23 protein-coding genes, 1 other RNA gene and 1 pseudogene are annotated in these 21945 nt (G+C 70.2%); 13 read left to right on the top strand and 12 right to left on the bottom strand.

Annotated features, from left to right (window positions below):
• Nucleotides 1–58 precede the first annotated feature (58 nt).
• The gene (locus ON29_RS09445) at nucleotides 59–1003 is read right to left on the bottom strand and encodes an endonuclease/exonuclease/phosphatase family protein (protein ID WP_040865771.1); all 945 of its coding nucleotides are present in this window, start codon (nucleotides 1001–1003) and stop codon (nucleotides 59–61) included.
• A gap of 110 nt (nucleotides 1004–1113) precedes the next feature.
• On the opposite strand from ON29_RS09445, the gene ON29_RS09440 reads away from it, so the two are divergent.
• Complete coding sequence (locus tag ON29_RS09440) at nucleotides 1114–1440, top strand: hypothetical protein (RefSeq protein ID WP_157172713.1); 327 nt, start codon at nucleotides 1114–1116, stop codon at nucleotides 1438–1440.
• Between the two features lie 76 nt (nucleotides 1441–1516).
• Here ON29_RS09440 and ON29_RS09435 read toward each other — a convergent pair whose 3' ends face one another.
• Complete coding sequence (locus ON29_RS09435; protein ID WP_040865769.1) at nucleotides 1517–2164, bottom strand: cysteine hydrolase family protein; 648 nt, start codon at nucleotides 2162–2164, stop codon at nucleotides 1517–1519.
• 2 nt (nucleotides 2165–2166) lie between these two features.
• Nucleotides 2167–2493 (bottom strand): YciI family protein, encoded by a 327-nt coding sequence (locus ON29_RS09430; protein ID WP_040865768.1) that lies wholly within the window; start codon nucleotides 2491–2493, stop codon nucleotides 2167–2169.
• A gap of 106 nt (nucleotides 2494–2599) precedes the next feature.
• Between ON29_RS09430 and ON29_RS09425 the strand changes: the two genes are divergently transcribed.
• Nucleotides 2600–2935 carry a winged helix-turn-helix transcriptional regulator gene (locus ON29_RS09425; RefSeq protein ID WP_040865767.1) on the top strand — a complete coding sequence of 112 codons (336 nt, stop codon included), beginning with the start codon at nucleotides 2600–2602 and terminating at the stop codon, nucleotides 2933–2935.
• Nucleotides 2936–2968: 33 nt separating this feature from the next.
• On the opposite strand, the gene ON29_RS09420 is transcribed toward ON29_RS09425, so the two are convergent.
• From ON29_RS09420 to ON29_RS09410, 3 genes are all read right to left on the bottom strand, one after another.
• Nucleotides 2969–6031, bottom strand: coding sequence for a bifunctional [glutamine synthetase] adenylyltransferase/[glutamine synthetase]-adenylyl-L-tyrosine phosphorylase (locus ON29_RS09420; protein WP_040865766.1), 3063 nt, complete (start codon nucleotides 6029–6031; stop codon nucleotides 2969–2971).
• A 57-nt stretch (nucleotides 6032–6088) separates the two neighbouring features.
• Entirely contained in the window at nucleotides 6089–7426 is a 1338-nt protein-coding gene (locus ON29_RS09415) for a glutamine synthetase family protein (RefSeq protein WP_040865765.1), read from the bottom strand.
• Nucleotides 7427–7591: 165 nt separating this feature from the next.
• Entirely contained in the window at nucleotides 7592–9136 is a 1545-nt protein-coding gene (locus ON29_RS09410) for an alpha/beta hydrolase (RefSeq protein ID WP_217999116.1), read from the bottom strand.
• A gap of 181 nt (nucleotides 9137–9317) precedes the next feature.
• On the opposite strand from ON29_RS09410, the gene panB reads away from it, so the two are divergent.
• The 5 genes and pseudogenes from panB (at nucleotide 9318) to ON29_RS36940 (ending at nucleotide 13434) form a co-directional block, all read left to right on the top strand.
• Nucleotides 9318–10175 (top strand): 3-methyl-2-oxobutanoate hydroxymethyltransferase, encoded by an 858-nt coding sequence (gene panB, locus ON29_RS09405; RefSeq protein ID WP_040865764.1) that lies wholly within the window; start codon nucleotides 9318–9320, stop codon nucleotides 10173–10175.
• A 77-nt stretch (nucleotides 10176–10252) separates the two neighbouring features.
• Nucleotides 10253–11050 (top strand): phosphotransferase, encoded by a 798-nt coding sequence (locus ON29_RS09400; RefSeq protein WP_040865763.1) that lies wholly within the window; start codon nucleotides 10253–10255, stop codon nucleotides 11048–11050.
• A gap of 91 nt (nucleotides 11051–11141) precedes the next feature.
• Nucleotides 11142–11591: a hypothetical protein gene (locus tag ON29_RS09395; protein ID WP_040865762.1), complete on the top strand. Its 450-nt coding sequence runs from the start codon at nucleotides 11142–11144 to the stop codon at nucleotides 11589–11591.
• A 13-nt stretch (nucleotides 11592–11604) separates the two neighbouring features.
• A pseudogene (gene pip, locus ON29_RS36945) lies at nucleotides 11605–12552 on the top strand (prolyl aminopeptidase); the annotation flags it as partial.
• 21 nt (nucleotides 12553–12573) lie between these two features.
• Nucleotides 12574–13434 (top strand): CHAD domain-containing protein, encoded by an 861-nt coding sequence (locus ON29_RS36940; protein WP_169332567.1) that lies wholly within the window; start codon nucleotides 12574–12576, stop codon nucleotides 13432–13434.
• Between the two features lie 16 nt (nucleotides 13435–13450).
• On the opposite strand, the gene ON29_RS09385 is transcribed toward ON29_RS36940, so the two are convergent.
• Nucleotides 13451–14902 (bottom strand): RNB domain-containing ribonuclease, encoded by a 1452-nt coding sequence (locus ON29_RS09385; RefSeq protein WP_040865761.1) that lies wholly within the window; start codon nucleotides 14900–14902, stop codon nucleotides 13451–13453.
• A 15-nt stretch (nucleotides 14903–14917) separates the two neighbouring features.
• Nucleotides 14918–15232, bottom strand: a complete 315-nt coding sequence (locus ON29_RS09380) for a hypothetical protein (RefSeq protein WP_245548880.1) — start codon at nucleotides 15230–15232, stop codon at nucleotides 14918–14920.
• Between the two features lie 455 nt (nucleotides 15233–15687).
• Here ON29_RS09380 and ON29_RS09375 point away from each other — a divergent pair, with 455 nt between their 5' ends.
• Nucleotides 15688–16083, top strand: coding sequence for a hypothetical protein (locus ON29_RS09375; RefSeq protein WP_040865759.1), 396 nt, complete (start codon nucleotides 15688–15690; stop codon nucleotides 16081–16083).
• Nucleotides 16084–16132: 49 nt separating this feature from the next.
• Here ON29_RS09375 and rnpB read toward each other — a convergent pair.
• Nucleotides 16133–16548: RNase P RNA component class A (gene rnpB / locus ON29_RS33750), an RNA gene on the bottom strand.
• Nucleotides 16549–16584: 36 nt separating this feature from the next.
• On the opposite strand from rnpB, the gene ON29_RS09370 reads away from it, so the two are divergent.
• From ON29_RS09370 to ON29_RS09355, 4 genes are all read left to right on the top strand, one after another.
• Nucleotides 16585–17472: an alpha/beta hydrolase gene (locus ON29_RS09370; protein ID WP_040865758.1), complete on the top strand. Its 888-nt coding sequence runs from the start codon at nucleotides 16585–16587 to the stop codon at nucleotides 17470–17472.
• Between the two features lie 93 nt (nucleotides 17473–17565).
• On the top strand, nucleotides 17566–17853 hold the full coding sequence (locus ON29_RS09365; RefSeq protein ID WP_040865757.1) for a hypothetical protein: 288 nt from the start codon (nucleotides 17566–17568) through the stop codon (nucleotides 17851–17853).
• A 32-nt stretch (nucleotides 17854–17885) separates the two neighbouring features.
• Entirely contained in the window at nucleotides 17886–18455 is a 570-nt protein-coding gene (locus ON29_RS09360; protein ID WP_040865756.1) for an NUDIX hydrolase, read from the top strand.
• Nucleotides 18456–18503: 48 nt separating this feature from the next.
• Nucleotides 18504–18965 carry a GNAT family N-acetyltransferase gene (locus tag ON29_RS09355; RefSeq protein WP_040865847.1) on the top strand — a complete coding sequence of 154 codons (462 nt, stop codon included), beginning with the start codon at nucleotides 18504–18506 and terminating at the stop codon, nucleotides 18963–18965.
• A 6-nt stretch (nucleotides 18966–18971) separates the two neighbouring features.
• Here the strand turns inward: ON29_RS09355 and ON29_RS09350 are convergent, their stop codons facing one another.
• From ON29_RS09350 to ON29_RS09340, 3 genes are all read right to left on the bottom strand, one after another.
• Nucleotides 18972–19925 (bottom strand): hypothetical protein, encoded by a 954-nt coding sequence (locus tag ON29_RS09350; protein ID WP_040865755.1) that lies wholly within the window; start codon nucleotides 19923–19925, stop codon nucleotides 18972–18974.
• The gene (locus ON29_RS09345; protein WP_217999113.1) at nucleotides 19922–20497 is read right to left on the bottom strand and encodes a GNAT family N-acetyltransferase; all 576 of its coding nucleotides are present in this window, start codon (nucleotides 20495–20497) and stop codon (nucleotides 19922–19924) included. The genes ON29_RS09350 and ON29_RS09345 overlap by 4 nt, the downstream gene beginning before the upstream one ends.
• An 88-nt stretch (nucleotides 20498–20585) precedes the next feature.
• A complete protein-coding gene (locus tag ON29_RS09340; RefSeq protein WP_051175023.1) occupies nucleotides 20586–21011 on the bottom strand; it encodes a hypothetical protein in 426 nt (141 codons plus the stop codon).
• Nucleotides 21012–21123: 112 nt separating this feature from the next.
• Here ON29_RS09340 and ON29_RS09335 point away from each other — a divergent pair, with 112 nt between their 5' ends.
• On the top strand, nucleotides 21124–21939 hold the full coding sequence (locus ON29_RS09335; RefSeq protein WP_040865754.1) for a helix-turn-helix domain-containing protein: 816 nt from the start codon (nucleotides 21124–21126) through the stop codon (nucleotides 21937–21939).
• Nucleotides 21940–21945: the final 6 nt, after the last annotated feature.

Raw genomic sequence — 21945 nt, 5'->3', positions numbered from 1 at the left:
TGTCGTCAGGCTTCGCAAGGCGCGCAACGTCTTCACGCAGGTGGGTGCGAGCTCCCGGTCAGTGCAGGCGGATGCGAGAGACCAGCGCTCGATGATCCGAGCCGGGGATGGAGAGCGTCCGCAACTCCTCGGCCGTGGCGTCGGCCAGGAGGATGTGATCGATGCCGATCACCGGGCCCCAGACGCGGTCCTCGGGAAAGGTGGGCAGCAGGCCCGCGCCGGTCTGGTCGGCGGCCGAGGCGAAGCGGCCGCGCAAGAGGTCACGATAGGCCGCGTGGTCGCGAGTCGCGTTGAAGTCGGCGCCCACGATGGCGGGACCTCGATGCGCGTCGAGGATTTCGCGGGTTCTGCGCATTTCCGCTTGCCACGCCGGGAAATCGAACGGCGGCGGCACGGGATGGAACGCGAAGACGGTGATCGGCCCGCGCTCGGGGTGAACCATCGTCGCGGAGACATTGTTGAGGATGTAGCCGTCGTACTTCCTGTTGTCGCGCAGCGGATATCGGCTGTAGATGCCGGTGCCGCCGCCGCCGCCGCGGGTGGGCTCGGTGTAGTGATACGGCAATTCGCCGAGCAGGCCGGCGTCCGCCAGTCGCTCGACCGCGGCACCGGTCAGCTCGTCGACCGTCAGCACGTCGACGTGGTTGTCCCGCACCGCGCGCACCACTGCGGCCGGATCGGCGCCGCCGAACAGCAGATTCGACTGCATGACGGTTAGCTGCGGGCCGTTCGCGGCCCGCCCTTCCGGGACGAACGCGGGCACCAGCGTCCACAGCACGGCCGCCGCCAGCACTCCGGCGACGGCCGCACTGCGCCACCCACGCGCGATCAGCAGCAACACCACACCCGCGATGGCGCCGATCATCAAGTACGTCGCCCCCGAGGCGAGCAGCACCAGCCCGCGCCGTTGCCACGCGCCGAAATGCAGCACGAGTCCGACGGCGCCCGCAGCGACAGCGCACCACCCCACACCGAGCAGTGCCCGGCCCATCCATTCACGCATGTGGTCGAGCCTAGGCAAGCTCCCCGAAGACGCGATGGAGCGCAGGTGTTCGTTCTGTGTGGTCCGAGCGGATTCCTGCCCGGCTACACTGACTCACCACCGTCGGCGACGTGACGAGGTCGAGGATGTACGTCGAGGAATTTCCCGCGCAGGGGCCGCTCACGGCCGAGATCGCCCAAGAGCTGGCCTGGATTCCGGGTGTCTGCCGTTCGTCCATCACGGTCAGCGGTAACGGGCGCAGTGTGCACGCGCCCGTCCTGCCGGTGGCCTGGGACGTCCTGCGGATCGACTCCGGCACCATGGTCATCGTCACGGCCGCGAACGGGCTCGGTGACGAGAACCGGTTGGCGATCCGCCAGTTCGTCGACCGTTTCCAATCCTTGACCGGTGCTGCGAGCACCCCGCCGCAAGGCGGCCTCGCCCACGGGCATCGATGAGCCGGAATGCGACCGGGCGAGCGAGCTTACGGCCACGACCCCGGCCCGGCGGGCGGCGCGCAGCGGACCGACGGCGTCAGCGGGAGGGCCGACTCATGGACTCGATGAGTACAGCGGTGTCCGTTGTGAGCGAGCCACCCGCGAATTGTAATGTGGCAAAAGATCTTTCGGCCGCTTCCGGATGCCCGGCACCGCACGCGTCGGTGACGACGATCGGCAGATAACCCAGATCGAGGCTGTGCCGGACGGTCGGCTCGATGCCGACCTCCATGGCGATGCCCGCCACGGCGTAGGTGTCGATGCCGCAGTCGCGCAGCGCGAAATCCAGCGGGGTCGCCGCGAACGCCGACATGGTGATCTTGTCGAACATCACCTCGTCCGGGCCGGGCGTCAGCTCGGGTACCAGCTGGAACTGCGCGGAGCCCTGCGGGAAGCTGGAGCGCAGCTCGGCGGGGTCGTCCACGCGCTGCCAGGACATGGCGGTGCGCAACTGGGCGACGCCCGAGGCCGCGACCGGCAGCGACATGTGCCTGGTGTAGAAGACGCGGAAACCGCCCGCCCGCGCGGCGTCGCGCAGTCGCACGCAGGCGCGCACGATCTTCTCGCCCTCCGGGATCTGCCGCACGATGCCGACCTGCATGTCGTAGATGAGCAGCGCCATCCGCGCGGGATCGCAGGCCTCGGGTACGGTCCCCGGGATGCTCAGTCCGAAGGCGTGTCGCATGCTCACGCGGTCCGGTCGTAGGGCTCGGCGACGTCGACGGCCGGGTCCATCAGCGCCTCCAGCGGCAACGGCGCCTGCACCGGCACAAAGGTCCACTCCAGGTACCCGGCCTTGGTCAGCGGGAAGTCCGCGACGTACTTGCGCGCCTCCTCGACGCTGTCGACCTCGAAGACGATGACCACGCCGGGCTCGTCGGCGCGGGCGTAGTTCTCCCGGACGATGCCCGCCTTCCACAGCCGCCACACATTGGCGACCTCCTCGGGCAGATAGGGGTTGATCGTCTCCAGCGTGACGCCGGGCTTGAATCGGTCGAAAACGATGACCTTCATAGAATTTCACTCCATGTCCGCGATGGTTCCTCTGAACGGCATCCATGGAATCGCGATGATTACAGTGTTACAAGAACGCACTTTTCAGTGAGTACCCGGAGGACACGTGCCCGACAAGCGCTACCACTGCGCCGTGGAGGTGACCGTCGACCTGATCGGCGGCAAGTGGAAGCCGGTGATCCTCGCCCACCTGAAGGAGGGCGTGCACCGCTACGGCGAGCTGCGCAGGCGGATGCCGACGACCAGCGAGAAGATGCTGGTCCAGCAATTGCGCGAACTGGAATCCGACGGCCTGGTCCGGCGTACCGTCTTCGACACGGTGCCGCCGCAGGTCGAATACACCCTCACCGACGAAGGCCACACTCTCGTGCCCGTCCTCACCGCGCTCTACGACTGGGGCGAACAACGCGCGGCCCGCACCGGCCTCACCCTCGGTTCGTGACACCGGCCGAGGGAGAGCCCGCGCGGGAGCCGCTCACGCGCCGAAAACTCGTTCGACGACGGCTTTGGCGCGCCGGGTGACGCGCATGTAGTGATCGAGGAATTCGCTGCCGTCGTCGTTGGGCCACCCCGCGACGCGTGCGACGGCGGATAGAAGGCGGCCGGGCCCCGGAAGCTGATCGGTCGGCTTGCCGCGTACCAGCACCAAGGCGTTGCGGGCGTTGGTGGCGGTCAGCCACGCGTCGCGCAGCAGCGCCACGTCCTGCCCGTCCAGCAGGCCGGTCTGCTCGATCACGTCCAGCGCTTCGAGCGTGGAGGTGTTGTGCAGACCTGGCACCTCGTGGGCATGCCGCAGCTGCACGAGCTGGACCGTCCACTCGATGTCGGCCAGCCCCCCGCGTCCCAGCTTGGTGTGCGTGGCCGGATCGGCGCCGCGGGGCAGCCGCTCGGCGTCCACCCTGGCCTTGATCCGCCGGATCTCGCGCACCGCCTCGGCCGACACCCCGCCCGCCGGATACCGCACCTTGTCGATGACGTGCAGGAATCGCACCCCGAGTTCTTCGTCACCGGCCACCTGGTTGGCGCGCAGCAGCGCCTGCACCTCCCAGGGCTGCGCCCACTGCTCGTAGTACGCGGCGTAGGCGGCCAGCGTGCGCACCAGCGCGCCGTTGCGCCCCTCCGGACGCAACCCCGCGTCCACGTGCAGCGGCGGGTCGGTGCTCGGCGCACCGAGCAGCTGCTGCACCCGGTCGGCCACCCCGATCGCCCATTTGACGGCCTTGGTCTCGTCCTCCCCCGGCCGCGGATCGCAGACGAACAGCACGTCCGCGTCCGAGCCGTAGCCGAGCTCCATCCCGCCGAGCCTGCCCATGCCGATCACCGCGATGTCGGCGGGCGCGGGCGCACCCCGCTCCGCCTCGCTCGCCCGGATCACCGCGAGCAACGACGCCTCGAGCACCGCGACCCACACCGACGACAACGCCCGGCACACCTGCGGCACTTCGAGCATGCCGAGCAGATCGGCCGACGCCACCCGCGCGAGTTCGTGCCTGCGCAGCGAACGCGCCGCGGCTACCGCGCGTTTCGGGTCCTCGTAGCGCGCGGCGGCGGTGAGGATGCCGCGAGCCACCTCCTCGGGCTGCGGGCCGAGCAGCAGCGGACCGCCGGGCCCGTCGGCGTACATCCGGATCGTGTCGGGCGCGTTGATCAGCAGATCGGGCAGATACTCCGAGGAGCCGAGCACGATCATGAGCCGCTGCGCGATCGCGCCCTCGTCGCGTAGTTCGCGCAGGAACCAGATCTGATCGGCCAGCCCCTCCGACACGCGGCGGTAGGCCAGCAGGCCCGCATCGGGATTCGGTGTGTCGCCGAGCCATTCGAGCAGCGTCGGCAGCAACAGGGCCTGGATGCGGCCTTTACGGGACACGCCGCCGGTCAGGGCCTTGAGGTGGCCGAGGGCGTGTTCGGGCGCCGCGTAGCCGAGCGCGGCCAGCTGCCGGATGGCGGCCTCGGGGCTCAGGCGCAGCGCGGCGGAGTCCAGGCGCGCCACCGATTCCAGCAGCGGCCGGTAGAACAGCTTGGCGTGTAATCGCCGGACGCGCACCGCGTTCCGGCGGATCTCGCTGTCCAGCACGCCCACCGCGTCCTGCCTGCCGTCGGGGCGGATGTGCGCCGCGCGGGCCAGCCAGCGCATGCCCTCCTCGTCGTCGGCGGCGGGCAGCGTATGGGTGCGACGCAGCCGCTGGAGTTGCAGCCGGTGTTCCAGCAGCCGAAGGAATTCGTAGGACGCGGTGAGATTGGCCGCGTCGTCGCGGCCGACGTATCCGCCCGCGGCCAGCGCGCCGAGCGCCTCGACGGTGCCCTGTACGTGCAGTGTCTCGTCCACCCGCCCGTGCACCAATTGCAGTAGCTGCACGGCGAACTCGACGTCCCGGAGACTGCCGCGCCCGAGCTTGAGTTCGCGTTCGCGCAGATCGGCGGGCACCAGATCTTCCACGCGGCGGCGCATCGCCTGGACATCGGCGACGAAATCGGGACGCTCCGACGCCGACCACACCATCGGCATCAGCGCGGCGCGGTACTGCTCGCCGAGCGCGAGATCACCCGTGGCCGGACGGTTCTTCAACAGCGCCTGGAACTCCCAGGTGCGGGCCCACCGCTTGTAGTAGGCGATGTGCGAATCCAGCGTTCGCACCAGGGCGCCGGCTTTGCCCTCCGGCCGCAGCGCCGCGTCGACCTCGAAGAACGCCTGGCTCGCGACGCTCATCATCTCCGCGGCCAAGCGCGTGGCGGTGGCGTCGGCGGGCTCGGCGACGAACACCACGTCCACATCGCTGACATAGTTCAGCTCGCGGGCACCGCACTTGCCCATCGCGATCACGCCCAACCGCACCGGCACCGGCTCGTCCTTGCAGACCCGCGCCACCGCGACGGCCAGCGCCGCGGTCAGGGCGGCATCGGCCAGGTCGGTGAGGTGACGGCCGACCACCTGGTAGGGCAGCACGGGCTCGTTCTCCACCGTTGCCGCCAGATCCAGCGCGGCCAGCAGCATCAACTGGTCGCGGTACCGCTTGCGCAACGACGCCACCACGTCGGGTCCGGAGAGCCCGGCGCGAAACAGCAGCTCGCCCGCCTCCCGACCGCCACCCCCGATCGAGTCGCCCTGCGACGCTGTCTCGGCTGCGCGGGGCCCTTGCGCGGGCTCGGCCTCGATCACCTCGAGCAGGTCGGCGATCAGCTCGTCGCGGTCGGGTAACTCCTTGCGGCGCAAGACCTCCCACGCCGACGGTGCCGCCACGAGATGATCGCCCAGCGCGCTGGACGAGCCGAGCAGCGCGAACAGCCTGCCCCGCAGGGAGCTATCGGTGCGGATCGCCGAATCGATGGCGTCCCAGCCGTCGGCGATGCTCTCGCGCAACCGCATCAGCGTGCTCAACGCGAGGTCGGCGTCCGGCGCGCGGGACAGTGCCCACAGCACGGGGATGCTCTCGACGTTGTCCCAGCCCAATTCGCGCAGCGACGCGGCGGCGGACGGCTCGAGCAATCCGAGCCGGCCGACACCGGGGACGGCGGAGCGCGCAGACGGGGGCCGGACCATGGTTCTCAAATTACATGGCCGCGACCGGGGGCACGCCGCCCCCGGACATCGCGCGGATCACAACCCCAGGTATTCCTTGAGCTCGAACGGCGTGACCTGGCTGCGGTAATCCGCCCACTCCCGGCGCTTGTTGCGCAGGAAGAAGTCGAACACGTGCTCACCGAGGGTCTCGGCGACCAGCTCGGAGCGCTCCATCGCCTGCAGCGCCTCGTCCAGCGTGCCCGGCAGCTCGCGGAAGCCCATCGCGCGCCGCTCCGCGACGGTCAACGCGAACACGTCGTCCTCCGCCTCCGGCGGCAGCGTGTAGCCCTTCTCGATGCCCCGCAAACCGGCCGCGAGCAGCACGGCGAAGGTCAGGTAGGGGTTGCACGCGGAATCGGGGCTGCGGATCTCGACGCGCCGCGAGGACGACTTGTTCGGCGTGTACATCGGCACGCGCACCAGGGCCGATCGGTTGGACCGGCCCCACGAGGCCGCGGTGGGGGCCTCACCGCCGTGGATGAGGCGCTTGTAGGAGTTCACCCACTGGTTGGTGACCGCGCTGATCTCCGGCGCGTGCTCGAGAATGCCCGCGATGAACGCGCGCGCCGTCTCCGACAGGTTCTGCGGGTCGTCGGGGTCGTGGAAGGCGTTGGTCTCACCCTCGAACAGGCTCATGTGCGTGTGCATCGCCGAGCCCGGGTATTCGGCGAACGGCTTGGGCATGAAGGTCGCGCGCACGCCCTCGTCGATGGCCACTTCCTTGATCAGGTAGCGGAAGGTCATCACGTTGTCGGCCATGGACAGCGCGTCGGCGTAGCGCAGGTCGATCTCCTGCTGGCCGGGAGCGCCCTCGTGGTGGCTGAACTCCACGGAGATGCCCATGGACTCCAGCGCGTCGATGGCGTGGCGGCGGAAGTTCGGCGCCGAATCGTGCACGGCCTGGTCGAAGAAGCCGCCGCTGTCGGCGGGCACCGGAACGCCGCCCTGCGGACCGTTCTCCAGCAGGAAGAACTCGATCTCGGGGTGCACGTAGCAGCTGAAGCCGACGTCACCGGCCTTGTTCAGCTGGCGGCGCAGCACATGGCGCGGGTCGGCCCAGGACGGCGAGCCGTCGGGCATGGTGATGTCGCAGAACATGCGCGCGGAGTGCTGGTGGCCTTTGCTGGTGGCCCACGGCAGCACCTGGAAGGTCGACGGATCGGGCCGGGCGACCATGTCGGCCTCGGAGACCCGGGCGAAGCCCTCGATGGCCGAGCCGTCGAAGCCGATACCCTCTTCGAACGCGCCTTCCAGTTCGGCGGGCGCGATCGCGACGGACTTCAAGTAGCCCAAGACGTCGGTGAACCAGAGACGTACGAAGCGGATGTCCCGCTCTTCGAGCGTCCGCAGCACGAATTCCTTCTGGCGATCCATGCCCGCGAGCGTAAGCATCCGGCGTTAAATCTGTGTTACATACACGCTTAAGATTGCTGACCTGGATGTTTTCGGAAGACTCCGCACAGCCGGATCGTCCCGTTTGTGAGTTTTCTCCGGACCGGGCCGGACGATGTCACCGACCAGCAACCGTGCCCGCCCGGTTCAGCAGGTGAGACCGGGAGCGGGTTCGGTCAGGTCGACCAGATAGGCGATGACCGCGTCGTCCACGCACGGCACGCCGCCGGCCAGCGCCACCGTGTGCCGGTTGCCCTGGTAGGTGATCAGCGCGGCGCCCAGCTGCCCGGCCAGGTCGACTCCGGCCTGGTACGGCGTCGCCGGATCCTCGGTCGTCGAGACCACCACCGTCTTCGGCAGCCCGGGTACGGAGATGCGGTGCGGTTCACTCGTGTTCGGCACCGGCCAGGCGGTGCACAACTCCAGCGGCGCGGCGCCGGTGGCGTGGCCGTCGTCCAGGAACGGGGCCGCTTTGCGGTATTGCGCGTCCTGGCGTCCGGTCACCTCGCGATCGGCGACGCGCGGGTCGTCCACGCAGCGAATCGCGTTGAACGCGTCGGTGGTATTGGCGTAGCTGCCGTCGTCGCGGCGGCCGTCGTAGAGGTCGGCCAGCGCCAGCAACGTATCGCCGCGCCCGTCGCGCAACTCCGACAGCCCCAGCGTGAGCACCTTCCACAACTCGTCGGTGTAGAGCGCCTGGCGCACGCCGGTGAGCGCGTCGCCGTAGGTCAGCCCGCGCGGATCGGTGGTCTGCGCGGGCTTGTCCCACAGCGGATTCACCAGCGCGCGGAACCGCGGCACCGCCTGCGCCGGATCGGCGCCAAGCGGGCAGTCCGGCTGCTGCGCGCAGTCCGCGGCGTAGGCATCGAACACCTTCTGGAAGCCCGCCGCCTGCCGCAGCGACTCCTGCACCGGGTCCTGGGAGGAGTCGATGGCGCCGTCCAGCACCATCGCGCGCACCCGGTCGGGGAACTTCTCCGCGTAGGCCGAACCGATCTTGGTGCCGTAGGAGTACCCCACGTAGGTGAGCTTCGCGTCGCCCAGCGCGGCGCGCATGACGTCGAGGTCCTGGACGACCTCGCGGGTGCCGACATGGGCGAGGAAGTCCTTTCCGGTGCGTTCGGCGCAACGGTCGGCGTACCGGCGGTTGTCGGCCTCCGCGTCGGCGATACCGGACGGGGTGTAGTCCTCCTCCGGCTCGGCGCGCTCGGCGTCCTGCTCCTGCGGCGTCTGGCAGACGATCACGGGTGTGGAGGAGCCGACACCGCGCGGGTCGAAACCGACCCGGTCGAAGCGCTCGGCCAACTCCGTCTTGTTACCCAGCGACGACAGGCCGAGGCCGGACTCCCCCGGCCCGCCCGGGTTCATCACCAGCGAACCGACCCGCCGCCCGGTCGCCCGGATCCGGGAGACCGCGATCTGCGCGGTCGGCCCATCGGGCGCCGCGTAGTCCACCGGCACGGTGACCCGCGCGCACTCGGTGCTCGGCGGGAGCCGGTCGTCGGGTCCGCCGAATCCGGTGCAGTCGCCCCACTGCACCGTCTGTCCGTAGAACTTCTCCAGGCCGGTGGGCGGCGCCGTCGTCGGCTGCCCCGATTCGGTGCGGGTGACGGCGCACCCCGACATCAGGACAGCGACCGAGGCCAGCACCGCCACCGGGAACGCTCCGCGCCCACTTCGCACCGTCGACATGCCCTCGATATTGCCATCGCGCCACCGCGGGCACCGCCCCGGGCGAACCCGACCCGTGCTGTGACCAATTGCACCGGTCATCGCCTTAATCCGCCTCGGTGGCGAGTGGCACACTGATTCTCGTCAGACAATCCCGGGGACCCGGACGGGCCCCGAGGCGACACAGACGAAAGGGACGATGATGTCCGGATCCGATTCGGAAACCCCTGCCTACGGTGCGGTGCCCGGCAAGACCGAGAAGGTCGTGCGCAAGACCCGGGTGCACCACTTGCAGCAGATGAAAGCCGACGGCGAACGCTGGGCGATGCTGACCGCCTACGACTATTCCTCGGCGCGGCTGTTCGAAGAAGCAGGCATTCCCGTGCTGCTGGTGGGCGACTCCGCGGCCAACGTCGTGTACGGCTACGACACCACCGTGCCGATCACCGTGGACGAACTCATCCCGCTGGTGCGCGGCGTGGTGCGCGGCGCGCCGCACGCCCTGGTGGTGGCCGACCTGCCGTTCGGCACCTACGAGTCCTCCCCGCAGCAGGCGCTGGCCACCGCGACCCGGTTCATGAAGGAGGGCGGGGCGCACGCGGTGAAGCTGGAAGGCGGCGAGCGCGTCGCCGAGCAGATCGCGCTCATCACCGCGGCGGGCATCCCGGTCATGGCGCACATCGGCTTCACCCCGCAGAGCGTGAACACGCTGGGTGGATTCCGGGTGCAGGGCCGCGGCGACGGCGCCGAGCAACTGATCGCCGACGCCATCGCGGTCCAGGAGGCCGGCGCGTTCTCCGTGGTCATGGAGATGGTCCCGGCCGAGCTGGCGGGACAGGTCACCCGCAAACTGACCATTCCCACCGTCGGCATCGGCGCGGGCGCGGACACCGACGCGCAGGTGCTGGTCTGGCAGGACATGGCCGGCTACACCAGCGGCAAGACCGCGAAATTCGTCAAGCGCTTCGGCAACGTGGGTGACGAATTGCGCGCCGCCGCCGCGGCCTACGCCGACGAAGTGCGCCGGGGCAGCTTCCCCGGGCCGGAACACAGCTTCTGACCGGCGATTCCCCGGCCGGCACCGGCCGGGCAGCGCACGCCCCCCGCACGCTGCTCGGCCAACCGCTGGAACCCCTGGTGAACTGGGCGCGCACCATCCTGCGTGCCCACGGCATCGAAGTCACCGGCATCGCGGTGGAGACCAAGCGGCGAGCATGGTCGCTACTCGCCCGTGTTCCCACCGATGCCGGCCCGATGTGGGTCAAGGCCAACGCGCGCGCCTTCGTCCACGAGGGACCGCTGTTGCGTCTGCTGGCCCACCTGCGTCCCGGCAGCGTGCTGGAACCGCTCGCGGTGCACCCGGACAACGGCTGGCTGCTCAGCCCGGACGGCGGCGCCACCGCCGACGGCTTCGACGCAGGATGGCCCGCTTTGATCCGCCACTATGCCGATCTCCAGCGCGCGCTCGGCACGCACGTGGAAGACTTGCGCGCCACCGGCACACCGTACTTGCCGCCGGGCGAATTGATCAGCGTCTACCGCCATTTCGAGCCGCGCGTGCCGGGGCTCGGCGGCGGCATCGAAGCGGCCGCCACCGTGCTGACCGCGTCCGGTCTGCTCGGCATCGAGCACAACGATCTGCACCCGGGCAACGTCTTCGCGCGTGGTGCAGGGCCCGGCCTGCTCTTCGACTGGGGCGATGCCGTGATCACCCACCCGTTCCTGTCCCACCGCGTGCTGAACAGTCCCTATCGCGCGGAGTATTTCGCCCGCTGGCGACAGGTGGGGGACGTATCCGAGGCCGAGATCGCCGCAGCCGACCGCCTGGCTCCATTGGTCGCCCTGCATCCGTGGCGGACCGTGGAAAGCGCCGAGCCGGCCTTCGATCGGGTACGCCAGGATCTGCTCGACGAGCTCCGCGCGCACTTCCAGTGACCTATTCCCACCGAAAACGGCCGGTTCGGGCCGGTCGCCGAAATCAATGGCAGACTCGATGCCGACATTACCGACACGACCAGAGGTACCCATGCCGTACAGCCGTTGGATATCACGCAGCACCCTGCTGGTGGCGGGCGTATTCGCCGCCGGGGCGTTGACCGCTTGCGGCAGCGACTCGGACCCGGCCCCCACCGGCAGCTCGAGTTCGACCACGGTATCGGCCACCGGGGCGCCGGGCACGACCTCCGGCCGCGTCACGCCGACGGCCCCGGAGATCTCCGACGCGGCCGCGGCCCAGCTGTGCGACATGATCCGGCCGGAGCTGTCCAACTGGCGAATCCAGGGCGGCACCCTCGGCAAGATCGGGCTCAACGCCCTGGTGCACGAGTGGGCGCTGCGCAACGGCGGCATCAACGGCGCGGTGCTGGCCGACAAGCCGATCGTCGACCGCCTCACCACCAAGAGCTGCCCGGACGTGCGGCAGCAGGCCGTGGAGGCACTCGGCATCCCGGATCTGGCCTCCGGTCTGGCGTTCTGAGCCGGGCGGTCGGATGCGCACCCGCTATCCAGCGATCGAGCCGTACGACTCCGGCATGCTGGCGGTCGGCGACGGCCAGTCGGTGTACTGGGAAGTCAGCGGCAACCCGGAGGGCAAGCCGGTGGTGTTCCTGCACGGTGGCCCCGGCGGCGGGACCGCGCCGTTCCATCGGCAGTTCTTCGATCCGGCCGCCTATCGGATCGTGCTGTTCGACCAGCGCGGGTGCGGCCGATCCACCCCGCACCTGGCCGACGGCGCGAGTCTGGAGTACAACACCACCGGCCATCTGATCTCCGATATCGAGGCGTTGCGCGAACATCTCGGCATCGATCGCTGGCAGGTGTTCGGCGGTTCGTGGGGGTCCACGCTCGCGCTGGCCTACGCCCAGCGGCATCCCGACCGCGTCACCGAAATGGTGCTGCGCGGGATCTTCCTGTTGCGGCGCAAGGAAATCGACTGGTACTACAACGGCGCCGCCGGCTACGTCTATCCGGACGAGTGGGAGAAGTTCCTCGCACCGGTGCCCGAGGACGAACGCGACGGCGACCTGGTCGAGGTCTACCACCGCCTGCTGCACGCACCCGACGAGCAGCTCGCCCGCACGGCCGCGATCGCCTGGTCCAGCTGGGAGGGTGCGACGAGTTCGCTGCTGCCGCACCCGGATCGGGTGGCCGAGACGTCCGATCCCCGATTCGCCCTCGCGTTCGCGCGCATCGAGAACCACTACTTCCGCAACGGCGGGTTCCTCGAGGAGGGCCAGCTGCTGCGCGATATCGACGCCATCTCCCACATTCCCGCCGTGATCGTGCAGGGCCGTCACGACATCGTCTGCCCGGCGGTCAGCGCGTGGGATCTGCATCGCGCCTGGCCCGGCTCGGTCCTGCACATCGTCGACGACGCCGGGCACGCGGCGAGCGAACCCGGCATCACCCATCACCTGATCGAAGCGACCGACCGATTCGCGAAAGCAGGGGTCCGCCCGGTGGTCACGGCCGGGAACGCACTGGTCGCCGCGTTGCGCGAGGACATCGACCGGCTCTTGGCCGCCGAGCCCGAGGTCCGCGCCGACGCACCGGATTCGGTCCATCAGATGCGGGTGGCCACCCGCAGGCTGCGCAGCGTGCTGCGGTCCTACGGCCGACTGCTCACGAAGAAACCCGCCGCCGCGATGGGCGCGGAACTCAAGTGGCTGGCCGGATTGCTCGGCGCGGCGCGAGACGCGGAGGTGCGCGCCGACCGGTTCGCCGACCTGCTCACCGAGCATGCCGAGCGGGCCGGCCTCGACGCCGTCACCAAGCGTCTGGTCGACACCGAGCGCGAGCGCTATCGTGCGGCGCACGACGAGGTGCTGGCCGCGCTGGACAGCGCGCGCTACCGCGAGCTGCGCGACGAACTGTCCGGGTGGCGCACCGATCCGCCGCTGCGCCACTCCCGCGCCGCCGCGTCCGCGACGGACGTCTTCGGCGAGGTGCTGCGGCGCGACCTCGACCGGGTGCAGTCCCTGGTCCGCGCCGAGGCCACCGTCGACCCGCTGCACCGGGTGGAGTTGCTGCACGACATCCGCAAGAGCGCCAAGCGGCTGCGGTACGCGTGCGAGGCGGCGGAGCAGGTGATCGGGGACGAGGCCGCCGAGCGCGGCAGCCGCGCGAAGAAGCTCCAGACCGTGCTCGGCGATCACCGGGACGCGGTGGAGTCGCACGAGGCGATCCTGCACCGCGCGGCCGAGGCCGCCGCCGCGGGCGAGGATGCCGGTCTCTACGAGATTCTCGCCGCCGCGGAGGACGCGGCGGCAGGTCGCGAGCTGAGCCGCTATCCGGCCACCGCCGCCACACTGTTCGGATGAGCGGGCTCCCGGCCTGTCACGCCGGGTACTCGAACGACACTTTCCGCTCCACCGGGTCGGCCGACAGCAGCCGCACCCGCACCGTCTTACCTTCCGGCGGTTTCCCCACGCACGGCCCGAGCACCGGCGGGTCGGGAACGAAGACCACGGCGGGCCGGTTGCCGTTGGCCTCGCGCACCACCACGGCGTCGAACTGCGCGCCGGTCCGCGGCGCCAGCAGGGTCGACTCGGTCAGGTCGATACAGGCCCGTTCGAGCTTGCCCGCGACGTTGTCGCTGCGCCGCATGGCGTCGGCCGCGCCCGCCAGCCCCTCGCGCACCCAGCGCGGCACCTCGGTTCCCGCGCACCTGGCCAGGCAGATCTCGGTCGTGAACCGGTCCGACAACCGCCGCAGCGGGGCGGTGACGTGCGCGTACGGGGCGCCGATCGCACTGTGCCGCAGATTTTCCGGCGCGGGCGGCTCCCCTGACTCCCCGTCGACCACGGTGTAGGAAGCGCCGCGCAGCAGGGTTGTCGCCTCGGACATGAGGACCAGCGCCGCTGGTGTGCCGGTATCAAGTCCGGCCAGCATCCGCCCGACCGATTCGCCGTCGGACCACGCCACGCCCAGCGCCTGCGCGGTGCGGCGCATCGAATCGATCGCGGCTTCCGATGGTGGCGGCATGGTGCGCAGCAGCGCGACCCGCTCCCCGGCGGGCGCGTCCGCGTCCAGCATGATCCGCGCCGCGCACATGCCCGTCAGCAGCGAGACCTGTTCGTTCCAGTCGTCGGCGGCGGTGCGCGGTTCCACCACCAGCCGCCAGTGCCCGTCGGCGTGCTCGTCCTCGACCACGGCTTGCGCGGGCAACCGCAGCCCGATCGCGCCGCGCGCCAGCCCCGCCTCGATGCGCCGCGTGCCGAATTCCGGCAGGGCCGCGATGGAGGGGTGCAGCCGACCGGACGCCGCGTCGGCCTGCACGTGGAAGTAGTCGAACCGGGCCCGGGAGCGGACCAGGGCACGAACCACCGAGAACCGCACCGGTTCGGCCTGCTCGTCGAGTTCGATGGTCCACAGCGCGGCCGGGCGCGTCCGCTCGGGAAGCAGGCTCGCGGAGCCTTCCGACAACGCGGGCGGGTGCAGCGGCACGGTGCCGTCGGGAAGATAGAAGGTCTGTCCCCTGGCGCCGGACTCTTCGGCCAGCGCGCCGTCGGGGGCGATCACGGCGCCTACATCGGCGATGGCGTAATGCACGATGAAGCCGCCGGAGGTGCGTTCGATGTGCAGGGCCTGATCCAGATCCATGGCCCCGGGCGGGTCGATCGTCACGAACGGGATGTCCGTGCGATCGGCCCGGATGCCCGCGAACGCGTCCACCGCGTCGCGGGCCTCCGCGCTGGCCTCGGCGGGGTACGCCGAGGCCAGGCCGAACTCGGAACGTATGGCGCCGAAATCGACCGGCCCCGACACGATCCGCGGGTGGAGTTCCACGCTGAGGCGCCGGTCCTACTGGAGCGCCAGCATGGTGCCGTTCAACTGATCGAACGGACCGTAGACGGTGAAGGTGACCCGGCCACCGGGCACCGAGGACGAGACCCCGGCCGCGGCGTCCAGCGCCTCGCCGAAGGAGGCGGCGGACGGATGCGGCAACCCGGCGAGAGCCAGGCCGACGTGGTTCTGGTGCACCCACACCGTGTCGGCGGGACTCAGGTCGACCTGAACCCCACCCTGCAGTGGAGTCACCGCGACGGCGCTTGCCGAACCCGCACCCAGCACCGCGAAAATCGAAGCGGCGCCTGCGACCAATGCGCCTGCGACCATGGAGCGAACTACTCGCATATGTGTTGAGACCTGCTTTCCCGCGATCGAAGTATGAATGGCCCGGTGCTGCCCTGCGCCGGGCCTTGCCAACGGCGACTACTTTATGACGTCGATCACGATCAGGGCCAGTTCCGTACGAATCGGGCAGCGGAAAATTTCTCGCCCCGAGACACGAGCGCGCCCGCGCTGCTAACGTGGCCCGCCGTGACGGGCGTCGCGTTCGCCCGCGCCTTCGAAATGTCCCGCACGTCGACAATTTGGGAGCTCCATACCTATGTCATCGATTTTGTTCGACTACCTGTTGCCTCTGCTCGGCCCGGAGCAGGCCGCCTATTGGGCGCAGGTTTTCGTGATCAACCCGATCTGACCGCGCGATTCTTTTCTCCCACTACTCGTCGCCTCCCGTTCACCTGACGGGAGGCGACGGTCGTTACAGGCCGCTAGCATGCCGCTGCGTGACCAGAACTACCGCCGCGCTCGCGGCCAGAACCACGGCCGCGTTCGCGGCAGGCGCCACCCTCCTCACCCTGCTCCTCACCGGTTGCGGGGACGACAAGACCGGCGATGCCGGCTCGCAGGCCACGACCACGGCGACGCAGGCCGCCGCGCAGGTCGACAGCGTGAAGGCGGGCGCGTTCCTCGTCAGCTTCCGCGGCGCGTTCCCCAAGCTGTCCGAAGGCAAGGACGACGCGAAGATCGCGAGCATCCTGACCGAGACATGCGGGGACATCAAAGCCGGTAAATCGGAGGGCGACGTCGTCGCGAACATCACCAAGCGCGCTGGCGGCGCCACCCAGCCCAGCTCCGAAGAGGCCAAGGCGATCTATCAAATGGCCAAGCTCATGTGCTGACCCTGCTCTGCGCGGGCGTGCTTCGCACTTGTGAAGCACGCCCGGCGGGCGGACGAGTTGGTCTGTAAGCCGGATCCTGTCCCCGGCCCTGGGGCCGGGAGGCGACCATCCATCTGGGCACTCCGTCGCCGGGTACCTCGAGCGGTCCACCCGCAGGCTCGGGCGAGCAGCCCTCGAGCGCCTGCGCAGCCGCACCGCGAACGGTGCGACCTTCGACCTTGCTCCGGGCGGGGTTTACCAAGCCGCCCCGGTCACCCGGGGCGCTGGTGCGCTCTTACCGCACCGTTTCACCCTCACCGCACGGCCCGGAGGCCGTGGGCGGTCTGTTTTCTGTGGCACTTTCCCGCGGGTCACCCCGGGTTGCCGTTAGCAACCGCCCTGCTCTGTGGAGTCCGGACTTTCCTCGGCGCCGGGCGGCGGCACGACCGTGCCCGTTCCCAGCGCCGCGGCCGCCCGACCAACTCGTCCGCCGTCCCAGGATACTGGGTACGGTTGGTGGCCATGGAACGTGTCGAGGTCGGCTTCCCATCCGGAAGCGAACAGTGCGCGGCGTGGCTATATCGCCCGGACGGCGCACCCAAACCCCGCCCGCTAGTGGTGATGGGACACGGCCTGGGGGCCAATCGGGAAATGGGACTGGATCGGTACGCGCGGCGTTTCGCAGCGGCGGGGATGGCGGTCCTGGTATTCGACTATCGGCATTTCGGCGCCAGTCAGGGCACGCCGCGCCAGTTGCTGAGCATCGCGCGGCAACGCGAAGACTGGCACGCCGCCATCGCGTACGCGCGCACGCTGCGCGGCATCGACGCGACCCGGATCGCGCTGTGGGGCACGTCGTTCGGCGGCGGGCACGTGCTCTCGGTCGCGCCGGACGACGCCTACATCGCTGCCGTGGTCGCGCAGGTGCCGTTCACCAGCGGACTGTCCTCGGCGCTGGCGAAGGGGCCGATCAGCCTGATCAAGGTCTCCACCATCGCGGCCGTCGACCTGCTGCTCGGGCCGATCCAGCGTAAGCCGGTCCGCATCCGGCTCGCCGGGCGCAAGCGGGCCGCGGCGCTGATGAGCGCGCCCGACGTGCCGGACGGCTTCCGCAGGCTGACCGACGAGAGCGAGACCTACGAGCCGAAAGTGGCCGCGCGCGTCGCATTCTCCGCACTGTTCGACGCGCCGGGGCGACGCGCGAAGGCGCTGAAGATGCCGGTGCTGTACGCCCTGTGCGACGACGACTCCGTCGCGCCGGTGAAATCGGCGCTGCGCGCCGCCGAACGAACCAAGCACGCGGTGGTGAAGCGATATCCCGCAGGACATTTCGATATCTATTTCGACGAGGTCTTCGAGAAGACCGTGTACGACCAGACCGAATTCCTGGTGTCGGTACTGCGACCGTGAATCGCCCGCGGCCCGGCCGTGCGCCGGGCCGCACGAGAACAGCCGCGCTCGGTAGATTGCGGGTGAACACGCGTCGATCGGAACGAGGCACCGATGATCGATCCATTGATCCTGGAGGAACGGCGCGGCCGCTTGCTGCACCGGGTACGCGAGTTGCGGCGTGACCTCGCCGCGTTGGCCGATGATTACGGCGCGCTGCCGGATTCCGGGCTGCTGATCGATACCGACGGGGTCGGCGCGCTCACCACCCCCGGCTATTGTGTCGCGGGCGCGCGCGAGGTGTTCGAGGAAGCGCTGCTCGAACTCGCCGCGGCCGCCGACGCGCTCGACCGCGCCGCGACGTACACCACCCGGCTCAAACCCGTGGTACTGGACGGCTGAAGCTGTCGGTGCCCGGCGCTACAGTCCCTGCCATGCACTCCGCCACCGCCGTGGTCGCCGATGTCGTGCAGCGGATCACGCCGCTCGACGAGCTCGAGCGGCAGCACGTCGACACGACGCTGGATTGGCTCGCGTCGACCGACGACATCTTCCGGCGGGCCAAACCGGCCACGCCGCCGCGACACCTGGTCGCCTATGCCGTGCTGGTCGATCCGGTGGCGCGGGCCGTGCTGCTCGGCAGGCATCGCCTCGCCGGGCTCTGGCTGCCGACCGGAGGGCACGTCGATCCCGGCGAGCATCCGCTCGACGCGGCGCGGCGGGAAGCGGCCGAGGAGATCGGCGTCGAGGCACGGTTCGACGTCGTCGGGCCCGACCCGCTGTTCCTCACCGTCACCACCACCGTCGGCTCCGACGCGCACGAAGACGTCAGCCTCTGGTACGTGATCCGCGGCGACCGCGCCCGCGGCCACGCCCTCGACCCGCGTGAGTTCGACGGTGAACATTGGTGGGACGTAGCCGGTTTCGACCTCTCCGACACCGATCCCCACTTCGCGCGTTTCCTCGCCAAACTGGACACCGCTCTGCGAGCCACCGCAAGCTGAGGTCGCTTCGAGTCGACGCGGCCGACCGATGCTGTCACGATGGCGCGGATGATTGTCAGGCTTGCGCGAGAGGACGACCTCGCCGGTTTTCTCGAACTGGCGGGGCAGGTCGAGCACTGGTTCGGGGCGTCCGCCGAGGATGCCGAGTTTCGTGCCACCGTGCTGCGGCACATCGGGCGCGGGACGGCGCTCGTCGCTCGGTCCGCGGGGGCGGAGGTGCTCGGCGGCATCCTGTTCGGGTCGAACCCGCCGGTCTACCGGGTGCGCTGGCTGGTCGTCGCGGAACAGGCTCGCGGGCACGGCATCGGCCGGGCGCTCATCGCGGACGCGGTTCGCCGGTACGTGCCCGCCCCGGGGACGCTGGAAGTGGTCACCTTCGGGCCCGATCACCCCGGTGGGGTCGTCGGCGGTGCGCGCGCGTTCTACGAGAAGTTGGGTTTCCACCCCGCGGAGGAGGCCGCTCCAGGGCCGGAGGGTGGATCCCGGCAGGTCTATAGACGGCGCGTGTGAACCGGGTCAGCGCCGGTGGAACGCGCGCCAGAGGATGAACGCGAGGGTGGACGCCGGGATCGCGGCGAGGATGGGCTTGTCGCGAAGCATTTCCAGAAGCGTACGGCCGGGGCCGCTCACCGGTCCGGGGATTCCCGCGGCGCCGCGTTCGGCGGCGGTGGCGGCGTCCGCCTGGACCTGCTCGGCGCGTTCGGCGGCGCGGCGAACCGACTCGTATATCGGTGTTTCCTTCGGGCTGCCCTCCGCGGCCGAATGCCGCACGGCTTCCGGATCCGCGTTCCCTGTCGCGCCCGCGCCTTCCGGTGCCTGCGCCGAGGCCACCGTCTCCGGTTTCCCCGTAGCGTCGGCAGCGCCTGCCGTCGCGGGCACATCCTCCGAGACCTGAGCCGAACTCACCGACTCCGTCTTCCCTCCCGCGCCGGCGGTACCACCCGCCTGCGCGGACGCGCCCTCCGAGACCTGAGCCGAACTCGCCGACTCTGTCCTTCCGCCCGCACCGGCGCCACCGGCCTCCGCTGACCGGCCCTCCGACAACCGCGAAGTCACCGTCTCCGGCTCTCCCGCCACGTCGGCGGCACCAACCGCCTGCGCAGCCGCATCCTTCGAGATCCGTGCCGAGGCCGCCGTCTCCGACTTCTCCGCCGAACCAGCAGCGCCGCCCGCCTCCGCAGACGCGTTCTCCGAAACCTGGGCCGAACTCACCGACTCGGTCTCGCCTCCCGCCCCGGCAGCCGCGCTACGCGTATCCGACTCGGCCTTCCGCACCTCCGCAACGTCACCGCGTGACTCGCCGGACGTGTTCGCGGGACGCTGTGCGGCGCCCGGCTCCGCATCCCGGTCCGCTCCGGAGGCTCCGCCGCGCACCGCCGCGCCCTTGGACGGCTGCCCGGTTTCGGCAGGCACACCACCGGCGCCCCGCACGTCGTCGGTCCCCTTGTCCGCGGAATTGCGATCGGTCATGGCTGCCTCCTGTGCTCGGCGTCGCGGTGCGGGACGGATGTCTCGGATGCCGTCGCGGCCCGGATACCCTGCGGGTGGGCGGGCAAACCGGGCGTGGGCGGCCGCCAGGCCATCTCGAATTCCCGGCGCGGATCGCCCGGGGCGACCGGCCCGCTGCCCCCGGTCCGCACGAAGCCGTTGCGCAGATACAGCCGCTCGGCGAAGGCATTGTGCTCGGCGAACTCCAAGTGGACGACGTCGTGCCCGCCCTCGACCGCCCAGTCGAGCACCGCGCGCACCAGCCGGTCGGACACCCCGGTCCCCCGCGCCGACGGCGCCACCCACATCGAGATCAGGTGCACCCCGCCGCGTTCCGGGTCGGGCATGCCCGCGACGGTCCCCACTTCGGTGCCGTCCCACCGGGCCAGGAACTGCGCTCGATCCGACAGCGCGCGCCGCCAGTCGCTCTCGGTCCGGGCCTGGGCCTCGGCGAGGGTGCTACCGAAGAACTGCGGCGCGTCGGTCAGCGTCGCGAGCCTGATACGCCGGAATACCGCCCAGTCATCGGGCACGAGCAATCGGATCTCGGGCATAGAGACGTCCATCCGCATGTCTCTACCCCGTGGGCGGAGTCGGGCACAACGGAATTCCGATGAGCCGTCGAGGACGCAGACTGCCCGCTCACCCGAGCCTGCGCAGCCCGGCGGCTTCCAGTCCGGCGAAGATCGCGACCGCTGCCGCGCCGACGAGCAGGAAAGCTACGCCCGGACCGGTCAGCGCGAGGACATTCGCACCCGCCAGTCCGATCATCCCCACCGCCGACAACGCGTTGACCGCGACGACCGCCTGCGCGTGGCGCGCGGACACCACGGGACGTCGTGCGAGCGTCAGCAGTGCGAGCGCGCCGCCGACCATGACCACTCCGAACGCGATGCTCCAGCCGACCGCCAGCCCGAGCGGGTCGCGCAGCACTCCTGCTCCGGCCAGCAGCACCCCACCGAAGATCCCGGTGCTCCAGCCGTCCACGCGCAGCGCGGTTCGCAGGAACGCGGGGCGCTCCCCTCGCGGCGGGCCAGGGTGGCAGGTCTCATATCGCACTCCGTTCATCGATCCGGCGGGCCTATCGGCTCCCGCCGCCAACCCTGCTGTCCGGAGGTCGGCGTCGCAATGACCTCGGAGGTCATGGCCGTACCGCACGATCGAATGCTTAGCTGGTCGAATGACAGCGGTGCGGGCACCATCGAGAGCGGGCATCCTGCTCCGTGAATGGCGGCAACGGCGCAGGCTGAGCCAACTCGATCTGGCGCTGGCCGCGGACAGTTCGGCACGTCACCTGTCGTACCTGGAGACCGGCCGGGCCGCGCCCAGCCGGGCGATGGTGCTGCGGCTGTGCGACGCGCTGGAGGTGCCGCTGCGCGAACGCAACACGCTGCTGGTGGCAGCCGGTTTCGCCCCCGCTTACCCGGAGAGCGGTTTCGACGACGCCCACCTCGCGTCGGTCCGCACCGCGCTGAACACCATGCTGACGGCGCACGAACCGTACCCGGCGGTGGTCATCGATCGGCTGTGGAATGTGGTGACGGGCAACGCGGCGATGAGCGTGCTGATGGACGGCGTTCCCGAACACGTGCGGGCGCCGCGGCTCAACGTCTACCGGCTGGTGCTGCACCCCGACGGGCTCACGGGCCGGTTGGCCAACCTCGCCCAGGTCCGTGCCCTTTTCCTGGAGCGGCTCGGCAGGCAGGTCAGCGCGAGCGGCGACGCGGAACTGGCCGCGCTTCACGACGAGGTGGCGGCCTATCCCGAGCCGGCCGGAATCGACGGGCCGGAAGCGGAGGCAGGCGCACCGCCCGGCCCGTTCGAGGTGCCGATCCGGATCCGCACTCCGGCCGGTGAACTGTCGATGTTCAGCACGATGGCCACCTTCGGCGCACCCGCCGATGTGACGCTGTCGGAGCTGGCCATCGAATTGTTCTATCCCTTGGATGATTTCACCGCGGCCGTGCTGCGCGGGGCGGCCGCGGCGAAGGCGTGAGCTGAC

The organism is Nocardia exalbida NBRC 100660, from assembly GCF_000308575.1.
Classification (GTDB): domain Bacteria; phylum Actinomycetota; class Actinomycetes; order Mycobacteriales; family Mycobacteriaceae; genus Nocardia; species Nocardia exalbida.
The sequence above is the reverse complement of the archived record's forward strand: the minus strand, read 5'-3'. Positions and strand labels throughout refer to the sequence as shown.